Source organism: Rahnella sp. AN3-3W3 (assembly GCF_003263545.1).
GTDB classification, from domain to species: Bacteria; Pseudomonadota; Gammaproteobacteria; order Enterobacterales; family Enterobacteriaceae; genus Rahnella; species Rahnella variigena.
In genome coordinates this window covers 1-12,714 of record NZ_JYDG01000078.1, presented here as the reverse complement: position 1 = coordinate 12,714, position 12,714 = coordinate 1, and the positions used below count along the sequence as shown (strand labels likewise).

At 52.1% G+C, this 12,714-nt stretch carries 13 protein-coding genes; 2 read left to right on the top strand and 11 right to left on the bottom strand.

Annotated elements, in window-relative coordinates; genetic code table 11:
• The first annotated feature begins 196 nt into the window (after positions 1 to 196).
• Positions 197 to 1,693 (top strand): MFS transporter, encoded by a 1,497-nt coding sequence (locus tag UC15_RS19435; protein ID WP_112290259.1) that lies wholly within the window; start codon positions 197 to 199, stop codon positions 1,691 to 1,693.
• 47 nt (positions 1,694 to 1,740) lie between these two features.
• Complete coding sequence (locus tag UC15_RS19430; protein ID WP_112290258.1) at positions 1,741 to 2,319, top strand: TetR/AcrR family transcriptional regulator; 579 nt, start codon at positions 1,741 to 1,743, stop codon at positions 2,317 to 2,319.
• Between the two features lie 36 nt (positions 2,320 to 2,355).
• Here the strand turns inward: UC15_RS19430 and UC15_RS19425 are convergent, their stop codons facing one another.
• The 11 genes from UC15_RS19425 to UC15_RS19380 all read right to left on the bottom strand — a co-directional run.
• Positions 2,356 to 2,520 (bottom strand): DUF2474 domain-containing protein, encoded by a 165-nt coding sequence (locus tag UC15_RS19425; RefSeq protein ID WP_013577857.1) that lies wholly within the window; start codon positions 2,518 to 2,520, stop codon positions 2,356 to 2,358.
• Between the two features lie 11 nt (positions 2,521 to 2,531).
• Positions 2,532 to 3,539, bottom strand: a complete 1,008-nt coding sequence (gene cydB, locus UC15_RS19420; protein WP_112290256.1) for a cytochrome d ubiquinol oxidase subunit II — start codon at positions 3,537 to 3,539, stop codon at positions 2,532 to 2,534.
• A 2-nt stretch (positions 3,540 to 3,541) separates the two neighbouring features.
• Positions 3,542 to 4,966, bottom strand: a complete 1,425-nt coding sequence (locus UC15_RS19415) for a cytochrome ubiquinol oxidase subunit I (RefSeq protein ID WP_112290254.1) — start codon at positions 4,964 to 4,966, stop codon at positions 3,542 to 3,544.
• Between the two features lie 552 nt (positions 4,967 to 5,518).
• Complete coding sequence (locus UC15_RS19410) at positions 5,519 to 5,989, bottom strand: hypothetical protein (protein WP_112290253.1); 471 nt, start codon at positions 5,987 to 5,989, stop codon at positions 5,519 to 5,521.
• Between the two features lie 65 nt (positions 5,990 to 6,054).
• Entirely contained in the window at positions 6,055 to 7,440 is a 1,386-nt protein-coding gene (locus UC15_RS19405) for a VasL domain-containing protein (RefSeq protein WP_112290251.1), read from the bottom strand.
• A gap of 11 nt (positions 7,441 to 7,451) precedes the next feature.
• Positions 7,452 to 7,889: a type VI secretion system baseplate subunit TssE gene (gene tssE / locus UC15_RS19400; protein WP_112290249.1), complete on the bottom strand. Its 438-nt coding sequence runs from the start codon at positions 7,887 to 7,889 to the stop codon at positions 7,452 to 7,454.
• Complete coding sequence (tssJ, locus tag UC15_RS19395; protein WP_369964523.1) at positions 7,889 to 8,479, bottom strand: type VI secretion system lipoprotein TssJ; 591 nt, start codon at positions 8,477 to 8,479, stop codon at positions 7,889 to 7,891. The genes tssE and tssJ overlap by 1 nt, the downstream gene beginning before the upstream one ends.
• Positions 8,400 to 9,491: a type VI secretion system baseplate subunit TssG gene (gene tssG, locus UC15_RS19390; protein WP_112290246.1), complete on the bottom strand. Its 1,092-nt coding sequence runs from the start codon at positions 9,489 to 9,491 to the stop codon at positions 8,400 to 8,402. The genes tssJ and tssG overlap by 80 nt, the downstream gene beginning before the upstream one ends.
• Entirely contained in the window at positions 9,455 to 11,218 is a 1,764-nt protein-coding gene (gene tssF, locus UC15_RS19385) for a type VI secretion system baseplate subunit TssF (RefSeq protein ID WP_112290244.1), read from the bottom strand. Before tssF ends, tssG begins: the two co-directional genes overlap by 37 nt.
• Positions 11,219 to 11,405: 187 nt before the next feature.
• Positions 11,406 to 11,825, bottom strand: coding sequence for a hypothetical protein (locus tag UC15_RS25705; RefSeq protein ID WP_157961011.1), 420 nt, complete (start codon positions 11,823 to 11,825; stop codon positions 11,406 to 11,408).
• 14 nt (positions 11,826 to 11,839) lie between these two features.
• The coding region (locus tag UC15_RS19380; protein ID WP_112290243.1) for a PAAR domain-containing protein at positions 11,840 to 12,714 on the bottom strand (875 nt) is incomplete at its 5' end.

Genomic DNA, 12,714 nt, shown 5'->3' with positions numbered 1-12,714 from the left:
CGACGCCCACGACCTTGATCATAATTTGTTTTTAAAAGCCGCTCCTTTGCAGCGGCCAACTGCAATTCCAAACTTCCCCCATTCGCTACTTCAACGCTTCATCAACTGGCGGACAGTTGCTGCTTGAGTTTGAGCGGTTGCTCAAGTATCTTGCTGGCCTTGAGCGCTTGCTCAAAATCTATCTGAGGCAATTTTTATGTTCGTCAATAACCGCTGGCTGATACTTGCGATTGTCACCAGTACACTCTTTTTGATCATCATTGATATGACCGTGCTGTACACCGCGTTACCGCGTCTGACGCAGGCGCTGGGTGCCACGGCATCGGAAAAATTATGGATAGTGAACGCCTATCCGCTGGTGGTCGCCGGTCTGTTACCGGGCGCAGGAATGCTCAGTGACCGTATCGGACACAAAAATCTTTTTTTGAGCGGGCTGCCGGTGTTTGCGCTCGCTTCCCTGTGCGCGGCGTTTTCTGCCAGCGCTGAAATGCTGATTGCCTCCCGGGTGTTCCTGGCGATTGGCGCAGCGATGATGATGCCTGCGACGCTGGCGATTGTGCGTCATGTCTTCACCAACGAACGTGAACGTGCGCTGGCGATCGGTATCTGGTCGGCGGTAGCGTCAGGTGCGGCGGCGCTCGGGCCGGTGATCGGCGGCGTGTTGCTGGAATACTTCTGGTGGGGCTCGGTGTTCCTGATCAACGTGCCGATTGTGCTGGCTGTATTCCCGTTTGCCCAGGCGCTGATCCCACGCGGTGAAGGCAATAAACAGCGTCCGTGCGATTTTACCGGTTCTGCGCTGGTGATGGCGGGGCTGGTCGGGGTGATTTACGCGCTGAAAGAGCTGAGCCAGATTAATTCGTCCTGGCTCGTGATTATGGGTTCTGCGGCCGCAGGCTTGTTGTTCCTTGGTTTATTCGTCAGAAGACAAAAACGCGCTGTACAGCCGATGATCGACTTTTCACTGTTCCGCAATCGTGCCTTTGCCTGTGGCGTGGGCGTGGCGATCACGTCAATGATTGCGCTGATCGGTATCGAACTGGTGCTGAGTCAGCGGTTGCAGCTGGTGCTCGGCCTGACGCCGTTTATGGCGGCGATGTTTATTCTGCCTATCCCGGTGGCGTCTGCACTGGCCTCGCCGCTGGCGGGTATGCTGATCCCGCGTGTCGGCGTGCGCAAAATGATGCTCGGCGGCTTCGCGATATCTGCGCTCGGCATCGTCATTCACGCACTGGTCTATGATGGCAGCGCGGTGATGCAGCTGATCAGTCTGTTTATTTTAGGTTTTGGCCTTGGCGGCGCGGTGACGGCGGCTTCCACCTCCATCATGCTTAATGCCCCTGAAGACAAGGCTGGCATGGTCGCCGCGATAGAAGATGTGTCGTGGGAAATGGGCGGCGTGCTTGGCGTCACCTTGCTGGGTGGTCTGATGACGGCCGTTTACAGCCGCAGTCTGACACTTCCGCAAGGACTGGTCAGCGGTGAAACGGCGTATGACAGTCTGGATGAAGCGTTAACCATCGCCGGTCATCTCAGCCCTGAGCATGCGTCATTGCTGACCAGCCTGGCACGAACCGCGTTTGATCAGGCGTTTCTGGCGGTACTGATTTCTGCCGCTGTGCTGGTGATTGCCAGTGTCGTAGTGCTGAAAATCGTGCTGCGTAAGTCCGTGGGCACACGCCGGGCTTCCTGATAAAATGCCGGTCTGAGCAGTTGCTCAATGCCAGCACAGGATAAATGATGAAAGAAAACCGGGAAGCGTTAAGGGCTAAGATTCTTGACGGAGCCATCAGTCTCTTTATCGAAAAGGGGATTGAGAAAGTCACGACGCGCGAGCTGACGGAGTACGTCGGGATTTCCCGCAGCCATATTTATCATTATTTTCCTGACTGGCAGACGCTGTGCATTGAAGCGCTGTCGGTAGTGATGATGGCGGAGCTGAAAGAGTTTTCCGCTGAAATCGCACTGCTGGATCCCAAAGCAAAATTGCACACGCTGGTGTGCAATTATCTGCCTGATACGCAGGGTGATATCTGGCAGTTGTACGGATCGCTTTGGCAGCTGGCGGCGCATAACGAGGCTTACGCAGAACTGGCGCGGCTGATGGTGCATAAGTGGCTGGAACTGCTGGCTGAAATTATCCGCGCCGGGATCGACAGCGGCGTGTTCCGCCCGACCGATGCCGGACGCGTTACCCGTCAGTTATCCGCCATTATGAATGGCTATTCCGATCAGCTGATCGTCATGCCTTCTGCCGAAGCCCGTCAGGAAGCGATGGATGATATTCTCGATTTTATCGGAAGGGTGCTGGAAAAATAAAAAACAGAAGGCCGCCATGATGGCGGCCTTTTTCACTCAATGACTTCTCATTCCCGCCGCGAACATCAGCAGATGAAACACCGATGCCACAACAAATAACGCCAGCACGCTGCCGCCCCAGATGACGGCCATCCAGCCGACTCGTTTTAAGAACGGGGCCTTAGTGATGTTGCTGTCATCCATTTTTCTGATGAGATTCATAATGCGATTCCTCAGTGATAACCCTGATCCGGTGTGACTTTCCCGCGGAATACGTAGTAGCTCCAGAAGGTGTACACCAGAATAATAGGGATGATGAACAGGGCGCCGACCAGAATAAAGCCCTGACTTTGCGGAGGTGACGCCGCTTCCCAGATAGAGATAGACGGCGGAATGATGTTCGGCCAGATGCTGATACCGAGTCCGGTATAGCCCAGGAACACCAGCGCCAGCGTCAGCAGGAACGGCGAGTGGTGCGCGTTTTTGCTGATGGCGCGATACATCCATGCAGAGACTAGTACTACCAGCACCGGTACCGGCAGGAACCAGTAAAGGTTAGGGCGCGAGAACCAGCGGGTGGCGATATCGCTGTGTGTCAGCGGCGTCCAAAGACTGACCGCAAGCGTCACCAGCAGGAAGACTATCAGCAGCGGTTTAGCGATGTTGTGCATCGCTTCCTGCAATTCGCCTTCGGTTTTCATAATCAGCCAGGTGCAGCCGAGCAGGGCGTAAGCCACCACCAGCGCAAAACCACAGAACAGCGTGAACGGCGTCAGCCAGTCCAGTGCGCCACCGGCATACGTGCGGTTTACCACCGGAATACCGTTGATCACCGCACCCAGCACCACGCCCTGACAGAAGGTCGCCAGCACAGAACCGCCGATAAAGGATTTGTCCCACACGTGGCGTTTGGCCGGGCTGGCTTTGAAACGAAATTCAAAGGCGACACCACGGAAAATCAGGCCGAACAGCATCAGGGTCAGCGGGATAGTCAGCGCATCCAGAATCACCGAATACGCTAGCGGGAACGCGCCATACAGCGCCGCGCCGCCGAGCACCAGCCAGGTTTCGTTGCCGTCCCAGACTGGCGCAACGGTGTTCATCATCACGTCACGGTCGTGCTCTTTTTTCACCAGCGGGAACAGCAGACCGATACCCAGGTCGAAGCCGTCCATCACCACATACATCATCACCCCGAAGATGATGATCAAAAACCAGATCAGCGGTAAGTCGATACCCATTATCAAGCTCCCTTAGTTTCGTCGGTCAGTGATTCTGAAATCGCAGACAGCGGACGCGCAGGTGTGCGGTGCTGGCCAGGACCACCGTGGTCAACGCTTTCGCCTTCGTGTGCCTGCGGCCCTTTACGGATCAGACGCATCATGTAGCCGTAACCGACACCAAACACCGAGCAGTAAATGACGATGAACAGGATCAGGCTGACGCTCATCTGCAACACGTTATGGTTAGATACCGCGTCTTTGGTGCGCAGCAGGCCATAAACCACCCACGGCTGACGCCCCATTTCGGTGGTGATCCAACCCGCCAGCAGAGCCAGCAGACCGGACGGCCCCATCAGGAAGGCAAAGCGCAGGAACGATTTAGAGGTATACATTTTGCCGCCACGACGCAGGATGAGGCTCAGCACACCCAGCAAAATCATCAGCATGCCCAGACCCGCCATGATGCGGAAGGTATAGAAGATGACGGACGAGTTAGGACGGTCTTCTTTCGGGAAGGATTTCAGCGCCGGGATCTGATGCGTCAGGCTGTGCGTCAGGATCAGGCTGCCCAGATACGGGATTTCAATCGCGTAACGGGTTTCTTCACGGTTCATGTCCGGGTAACCAATCAGCACCAGCGGGGACGGTTTGTTGTCTTTATTTTCCCAGTGGCCTTCGATGGCAGCAATTTTGGCTGGTTGGTATTTCAGGGTATTCAGACCGTGGGCATCACCCAAAAACGCCTGAATTGGCGAGACGATCAGGGCCATCCACATTGCCATCGACAACATGGTGCGGATGGCTGGCGTGTCGCGACCGCGCAGCAAATGCCACGCTGCAGCAGAACCCACGAAGAACGCAGACGCCAGGAACGCGGCGGTGGTCATGTGCATTAAGCGGAACGGGAATGACGGGTTGAAGATAATCTTCATCCAGCTGACCGGAACGACCAGATTGTTAACAATCTCGTAGCCCTGCGGGGTCTGCATCCAGCTGTTTGACGCGAGGATCCAGAACGTCGACATCAGCGTACCGAGCGCCACCATGCAGGTAGAGAAGAAGTGCAAACCAGGGCCGACGCGGTTCCAGCCGAACAACATCACGCCTAAGAAACCGGCTTCCAGGAAGAATGCGGTTAACACTTCGTAGGTCAGCAGCGGGCCGGTAATACTGCCGGCGAACGAGGAGAACATGCTCCAGTTGGTGCCGAACTGGTACGCCATCACCAGACCGGAGACCACGCCCATACCGAAGTTAACGGCAAAGATTTTCGACCAGAAATGATACAGGTCGCGGTAAGCCTCTTTTTTTGTTTTTAGCCACATCCCTTCCAGAACCGCCAGAAAACTGGCCAGCCCGATGGTGATTGCGGGAAAAATGATGTGAAAAGAGACGGTGAAGGCAAACTGGATCCGGGCCAGTTCTAGCGCATCAAGACCAAACATAACAACCTCTTTTTGTGTGTCAGATAACCCTTCCAGACGCTGGCACCGGTACGGGAACCGGTGATGTCGGACATTCGCAGGTGAAGTCTTGAATGAAAGGGCAGTACAGCTGGGGTTTCGCGAGGAATGGATTTAACCACAGCGGGAGAAGGCATTAACAGGGACGATCACGGGGGGGAATTACTGGCTGAAACACTTTCGTGTCGGGCACAGAGTGAGGCGGGAGAAAACAATTTCTGACATCAGGTGGCGTGAGAGGGATTAACCATAAAAAGAGGGTGGATATGTTGTTGCATTGATCTGGATCAAAGAGTTTTGATGTTTTCCAAATGTAATTACCCTGCATCCGGTAATGACTTTTTGTGTGCAAAATCGGTAACAAAAAGGTTAAATCTGGCAGGGCGTCAGCGCATTCTTATTTCTAATGCAATGTAAATTTATGTCATCTGTTTTGGCAAAAACCGCATCAATTCAGGTAATGGTTGTAGCATTTGTTTACATTTGTGTTGCGGGTTCATCAGGTGTTGTTGAAAAAAATGACGCCCGAAGGCGTCATGGTAATAAACGCTCTACCAGTTCGAAAAAGGCATCTTCGCCAAATGCGCCGCCCGGTCCGGTGAACGCATTGGCAGGGCGCCAGGTCCAGTGTCTGTTTTCACCTGCCTGCATAAATAGCCGGCACAAGACAGTGACACCGCCTTGCCTACACAGGCTGGCTTCCACACAGCCTGTCACTCCTTGCCCGTATAAAAATACCGGCGTGAACTTAACTTTCCGGTCTTCATACTGCAGCTGAATACCCGGCACGCTGAACGATTTTCCTCCGATCAGGCATTCAACCAGCGAGACGCTGGTGCTTTCCACCCTGATGCCGGTGTCCGTCAGCCACTCTTGCATGTTTTCCTGAAGTTCGCTCATCCGCTGGCGGAACTCGGCGATATCCGCCTGACCTTTGTTATCGAATGAGCCGCTGTGGGGGTGGCTGTCTTGCAGCTTTTTTAGAAACCGTTCTTTTGCTGACATACGTCCTCTGTAATTTAAAATGCTAAAAGTCACCCGATATTTTGATGCTGCCCGGATGCTGGTTTTTAGTGATCAGCCTGTATATTTTTATCAGCTGCATCAGGCGAAATGCTCATAAGCAATGCATACCGGTTCAGCAGCTGCGTGAACTGATTATCCGTTTGCATCACCAGCTGCGGCGAAACATCTTTATTTTGCTGTTTATCCTGCGCCAGTTTACGCAGCGATTCCTCCACCGGCGGCGAGCTGTTCAGCGCCTGCTGGATAGCAAATACGGAGGATTTCAGCTGCGAGACAGTCATGTATTTACCGCGTTGCTCATCCAGCCCGTTTAATTTATCCGCCAGTTGCTGCAACTGGGTAATGGCCTGGTTCCAGCCATCAAGGTTTTCCAGCGGGATCGCGCTGGCGTTCATCTGTAGCGACCATTTTTTTGCCAGTTGCTCAGTCGCCGGATTTTCCGGCCAGAGGATTTGCGTCTGTTTTACCAGTTGCGTTCCGGTGTTCTGCGCCCAGCGTGGGGAGATTTTTGCCAGCTGGTCGACCTGTTTTTGCATCGCTGCAATCAGCGCAGGCGCTTCTCGGTTGAGCATATCTGCCTGCTGAGATTTCAGCGTTTCAAGTGCCTGCGGGTTAAGCGGTTTCGGCAGAACCGGCAGCATTGCGGTCAGTTGCATTGCGGCTTGCGGACGATAGAACGCATGGATGCCCGCCTGAAGACCAATGCCCGCCAGCGCCGTGATCGCCACACCTGCAATAAATCCCTTCCACTGGACTATGCGTTTTACCGGCGGCGGCGGAGCGATGATGACCTGAGGCTCCGCGGGTTCAGTCTGCGCGACATACACCCATTGCTCTCTGGGCGCGTTTTGGGACTGAGTTTCTGCCTGGACTGCCGCTGCGGGTAGCATTACGGCAGCATCGGTAGCGGCGTGCATATTTTCAAGACGGACGGCGGCTCCGTGCATAAACGTGCCTAATGCGTCGAACTGGCTGGCGTGTTTCAGTTCCAGCCGTTGCAGCACATCACACAACGACGTGATCAGCTTTTCCGCCTGATAAATCGCAGGTAGATCGCGATACTCCAGCGTCATGGTGCGCAAAGATTGCTGAAGCCGCTGGCTCAAACCGGTCAGAATTTCCATCCGCGCATGAACCGGCAACGGCCACAGCGCAGGCCACTGACGGGAGATCAACGCCTCAAGGATCGCCAGACCTTCATTCAGCCCCGTCAGGCCAATAAGCTGAGTTCTGGCCTGGGTATACCACGACGCAGTTTGCAGCTCTATGCCGTTTTGCTGAAACAGGTTCAGGCACAGCTGTTCTACCTTTTTCCAGTCAACGTCCGGACGCGCCGGATGCGTCAGTTTACTCAGTTCTTCGCGTAAACCGGCGTAATCAGCCAGCGCACGCGGATCGCCACCGGTGCGCAACTGGCGTTCAATAGACATAATCGTTTTCCTTAACTGACGTAATTCTGTTGTTTCATATGACGCATCAGCACGCGGCCTTCCGGCATAAACTCTGTTCCGAAACGCACCAGCCCGAGGTCTTTCAGTTCAGCGTCGATGGCATATTCGAGGTGCCCAGGCCTGGACTGAGGCAGCAATATCACATTGATTTTTCTCAGGCGGGGTTCGTATTTGAGTAACGTGCCGGAAAGCGTGGTCAGCAGCGAGTGCGCCGTGCCGGGCATCCCTTGCAGGATTTTGCTCATGTCCGGCAAGCCGTAATCGGGCAGGTGCGTAAGCGTGCCCGCGCGACAGTTAAGAATGCGCTGCATGTTATCAAGCACAGAGAGGATCACCTGATTCTCTTCGCTGACGTTGTGCAGATCGAGGCCGCCGGCAAAGTTGCCGAGCAGCATTTCGTAAAGTGAGGGTGAGCGTGAGTTGGGCATCAGTCTTTCACCGGTTGCAGCGTCAGACCATTATTTCCAAGCTCGATAACACGCGCTTTATCCGGATCCAGTTCTTCCCTTTTCATAACCAGCCGCCACTGGTTTTTATCCATATCCGGATGACGGAATAACCCGACGACAGCGACAAATTTGGCATCCTTTTCCATTGGCATATCGAGTGACATGGCTGTGCCCGGCTTAATCACCACATTACGGCTGGCCAGCAAGTCATCTTTCAGCGCGTCATCGCCTTCTCCCGCCAGCTGCTGATAAACCGTTTTCTGGAAGTTTTTATCATCACGTAATTGATAAACGCGCACCAGCACCGGCTGTGAGGAAGAACTCGCCTCAGAGGCATCGGTATTGAGGGCTTCACGGGCAGTGAAATCCAAATGTAAGTCTTTTATTTGCTTGTAGAAAATAGATTTGGTTGCAGAGACGGTGCCGTCTGTCACTGCCTGAGTCAGCCCGCAGCCGCTCAATAACAGGACCAGTGCAGGCAGGCAGAATTTATTTTTCCAGGCGGTATTTAATAACACGTCGCGTTCCTTCTTGATGCGTTTGAGGCGCCAGTCCACAGTAGTGACCAAGCTCCACGGTAAAGTATTCAGGGATATCGTCAGATGCGCCGCCTTCTTCCAGACCCAACACACCGGTCAGCCCAAGTCTGAAAGGAACGTCACCAAGCACAGGAGCCGGTAACAGCCGGACAGGGACAGTCAGCTGGATACGGGCTTTATAACGCCAGCCGAGATAAACACGAAGTAACACCAAAAAATCAGCATAAATCGGTCCGTCGGGCAGCCATTCCTCTGCTTCATCCGCGTTTTCGGTATACAGCGAAATCAGTAACTGACTGTTGGCGTCAGTACCTTCGTCGCCCATTACGGTATCGCCATCCAGCCAGTTAGCGCCTTCACCAGCGAATGCCATCGGAGAGGTAATGGGTACTGAGCGCAGGCAATGCGGAGTCACTTCCGTGCGGGTAAATGGTGCCAGTAAACGCACCAGCGCCTGCACCCCCTCCGCCGTTCTCCCCGGCTGACGCATTACCCCGAGAAGTGCCAGAAACCTCGAGGCAGGCGTTGCGAAATGCCGTTGTGTGCCGGGAATACCCATGCCAATCAGACCCAGCAGACTTTGAGATGTACTGTCTTTACCACCTGGTTCAAACGTCGCGGGATAAGAGTATTTTCGCCAGATGCGATAAAACTGAGTCATGATGCGGTGGTTGAAAATGTCGAGGAAACCTTCGAGTACTTCATGTCCTTCACGCTGCTGGGTGATGTCGTCGATATAGGCCGTCGGCAGCGGGGCATCTACGCCGTATAACCCCATAAAGGTGGTGCGAACGGTCAGCGGCGCGTCCGGATGATGTTCATCCTTTTCCAGCGCTTTCAGCTCACTGACCGGGAAACCCATCCCAGGATGTGGCCGGAAACGCACCGGATCATCTGCCGGATTGCTGGTGCTTCCCAACTGCGGTCCATCCGGTTGGTGTTTTTCCAGAAGCTGACAGAAGCGGTAGAAGTTAATCCGACTGATGTCCCGCTCAAGCCTGGCACTTAGCCGGGAATGCGGGGCTGGTGATTCTCTTCCCATTCCAGACGTTCTCCTGTCGGTTGCAGTATCAGGGTAAGGCGGTTAAACAGATGGATATCGGTATACAGTGCGAAGAAGCGGCTGAGCATTTCGCCAAACAGGCAAATATCGCCTCTGCCGGCAAATCCATTGCTGTCGAGCGTGATTTCAATGTGTACACCGCGCAGCAGATAGCCGCGTTCAAAACGCTCGATTTCGCTGTGCCGGACATCGGCAATCGCTTCAAGACGGCGGCGGTTCATCTCACTTTCTGTCCAGTCATACAGTGCCAGCGTCCCGCGTAAGACTTCGGCGTTGTCCATCATCCACAGAAAACTGCTGCCCAGATGGCTGAGTACCCGCCAGTGAAAACGGTCACGGTTCGGTGGATAGCACGGCATGGTCGGTACGGACAAATTGCGTACGCGAACGTTCGCGCTGGTGGTTTTGACTGTGGTATCCAGTACGGTACTTTGCAGTGATTTACGCGGTAACTGGCCGTTGGTGCCGGTCAGGCTCAGGGACAAATTTTCGTTTTCCGGCACGGTATGGTTATCGAAAGCTTCGCCACCCAGCACCAGCCAGGTATCGTGCAGTCCGGACGGACCGCGCCTGACGCGGGTGTGGTAGTAATATTCCGGAGCATCGTGACGCAACATGCCACCCTTATGGCGGAAACTGGTGAAGGGCACATACACCTGATGGCCGGAATGCTTGGACGAAATAACCGAATCGACCGAGTAAATTTCGGTATAACCGTCCTGAACACGCATAGGCCGTAGCAGGTATTCTGTCTGCAACGATGACAGCGTTAAAGGGTCGGACTCCAGCGCAAAGAGGTTAATGACCGGCACACAGTTCAACCGAAGGTGCTTCTCTGAGAATGAAAAATCGTGTTCCCAGCGATTCTCCAGCACGACATCTATTTCAAACCAGCTCAGCTCAGCCGGTAAGGCAACTGTCTCCAGTCCTTTGAGCGCGACGAACATAAATTTCTCGCGGAAGGTGAAGTATTCCAGCAGTAACTGATAACCACTAAACGCACTCTCACCTTTTGGCCACAGCGTATCTGTTTCACCAAATCCCTGCGGGGCAAAGAATCCTTCCAGCGGATGACGATCGGCCTGACCGGGCAAACGTACCCAAAGTCTGGCGGTATTCAGCGTCAGAGCTTCATGCAGGGCACAGGCCAGTGGCGCATCGGCATCAAAATAGAGCGGAATATGGCTCAGATTGATTTTGCTCCAGTCTGCCAGTGCACCGCAGTTGAAACGCATTCGGATCAGCGAGCGACCATCGGGTTCGGTATCCAGCACAGCACGTTGCAGCGAAAGGGGCAGCAATTCGATGTCCTGCGTGGTGGTATAGCGGCAGCGCGTGGCCCGCTCGCCGATAGGGCGCGACAACACTTCAAATCCTTTTGTCATCACCATCCGTTCTTTCATACCCTGCCAGTCAGGGGCGAACTCCACAATCGAAAGGGAAGGGATGGTGCGCAGGTAGTGGGGCCACAGCAGACTGACTAATCCCTCGGTCAGTTCCGGCAGGTCATCATCGAGCTTTTCCCGCAGACGTCCCATCAGGAAGGCAAAACCTTCAAACAGGCGTTCCACATAAGGGTCACGGGCACCGGCTTTATCCAGATTAAGTCCGGCAGCGCGGTCAGGGTGCGCGCGGGCAAATTCTTCACCCGCCTCACGTAAATAACGCATTTCAGCGTCAAAATAACGCAGGGTTAAATCGTCCATAGTGGGTCTCAGTAAAACAAAGATGGCTAAAATTAAGAGGAGGAGCAATTCATATCGATATGATAGTTATCTTACTTTGTTGAAGATAATTAGGATCAACAGGACGCAGGTCATAAAGCCAAAACCGCAACATCATTTTTACCTTATGACACCTGCATGTCTTAATTCATTGGTTTTTACAAATTTCTTAATGTTTGTTGCAAAGTTTTTCATCTATTACAAATTTTATGGATGTACCAGGGGACCATCCAAGAGTAATGTTTTTGCATCTATGATACCCTTTATGCTCAATGTAATAGGTATATAAAACCGAGGAAGAAATAGTTGATATGAAAATAAAAGCGAATGCGTAAATAACGAACTTGTTTATTTTTCTTTGTACTTCTTCAGGGGCTAATCTTCCAGAGGTGATAACATAAAAACCTAAGATGGAAAAGGGAATTGTAATTAATGGCCCAAGGATAACCACTATGCTGAATCTGCTATATATTATTTCTGAACTAAATTCAAAATATTGGGTGCATCCAATTAATTGATAATATGAGATTATTGGTATAACAATTGCAAATATTAAAACAATTAAAAGAGCAATCAATCTTTTTTTCATGAAATTCTCGTTGATCAGTAATTTTGTGGGGCTAATTCTTTAAGGGAGGATCGTAAATATCTCATCATTTCTGATTTTATAACCTCCACACCTTTGTTTAGCATTTGATCTGCATACATTGCGCCGATGTCCCAGATGCCTTCTTCAAGTTGTCTTGCCTGCCAAACGAATTCTTGCTGAGCTGATTCTAAATGTTTGACCAGTTTGTCAGTAATGCCAAATTTATTGTCTAGTTCATTTAAGACAGCGGCTGTGATAAAACCTACAACTACAGCTGCAATTAACGGCCCTGCCACAAAAGTTGTCAGGGTTGCAGCAGCTAATTGCGTTCCCCAGGTAATGGCTGAGACAATCCCAATTTTTGCGATATCTGTGGCCAGTGAGCCTATGAATGTAGAAAGAGTAGTTTCATCATTTAAAATATAATCAAGAATTCGGTATGCTGCGGCAACATAAAATGTAATTCTGGCACCTTCTATAATTGATTTTGTAACTCCAAGCCTCCCTATTCCTAAGTCTACAATTTTAGGGTTTTTGACGGCAAAAACAGGGGCATTCAAAATCTTCCTGACACCGGGATACCCACTTATTTTAATCAGTTCAGTACCCTTGGTATTAGTAAAGTTTGTGGCTTTAATACCAAAGCTGCCCAGTTGTGAAATAATCATAGAAGTAGTGACCACGTCCTTCACATTCGTACCATAGTTAATTATGAATGTACCTGTTGCAGATTGCGTGATTGTTATCCATCCATTCTTATATGTTCCCCATGAGGTAAGTACCTCGATACACTCCTCAGGTGTTAGCAGAGCAATATCTTGATTATTTGATTGTAGCAGTGCTCTAAGTCTCATATCCGGAAAATTGTGCGTATTAATCAATGCAGTCG

Coding starts and splice junctions, on each gene's coding strand:
- UC15_RS19435 (WP_112290259.1), top strand. CDS start 197: ATGTTCGTCAATAACCGCTGGCTGATACTTGCGATTGTCACCAGTACA.
- UC15_RS19415 (WP_112290254.1), bottom strand. CDS start 4,966: ATGTTTGGTCTTGATGCGCTAGAACTGGCCCGGATCCAGTTTGCCTTC.
- UC15_RS19425 (WP_013577857.1), bottom strand. CDS start 2,520: ATGAATCTCATCAGAAAAATGGATGACAGCAACATCACTAAGGCCCCG.
- cydB (WP_112290256.1), bottom strand. CDS start 3,539: ATGGGTATCGACTTACCGCTGATCTGGTTTTTGATCATCATCTTCGGG.
- UC15_RS25705 (WP_157961011.1), bottom strand. CDS start 11,825: ATGAAAAAAAGATTGATTGCTCTTTTAATTGTTTTAATATTTGCAATT.
- tssE (WP_112290249.1), bottom strand. CDS start 7,889: ATGCCCAACTCACGCTCACCCTCACTTTACGAAATGCTGCTCGGCAAC.
- UC15_RS19410 (WP_112290253.1), bottom strand. CDS start 5,989: ATGTCAGCAAAAGAACGGTTTCTAAAAAAGCTGCAAGACAGCCACCCC.
- tssF (WP_112290244.1), bottom strand. CDS start 11,218: ATGGACGATTTAACCCTGCGTTATTTTGACGCTGAAATGCGTTATTTA.
- UC15_RS19405 (WP_112290251.1), bottom strand. CDS start 7,440: ATGTCTATTGAACGCCAGTTGCGCACCGGTGGCGATCCGCGTGCGCTG.
- UC15_RS19430 (WP_112290258.1), top strand. CDS start 1,741: ATGAAAGAAAACCGGGAAGCGTTAAGGGCTAAGATTCTTGACGGAGCC.
- tssG (WP_112290246.1), bottom strand. CDS start 9,491: ATGGGAAGAGAATCACCAGCCCCGCATTCCCGGCTAAGTGCCAGGCTT.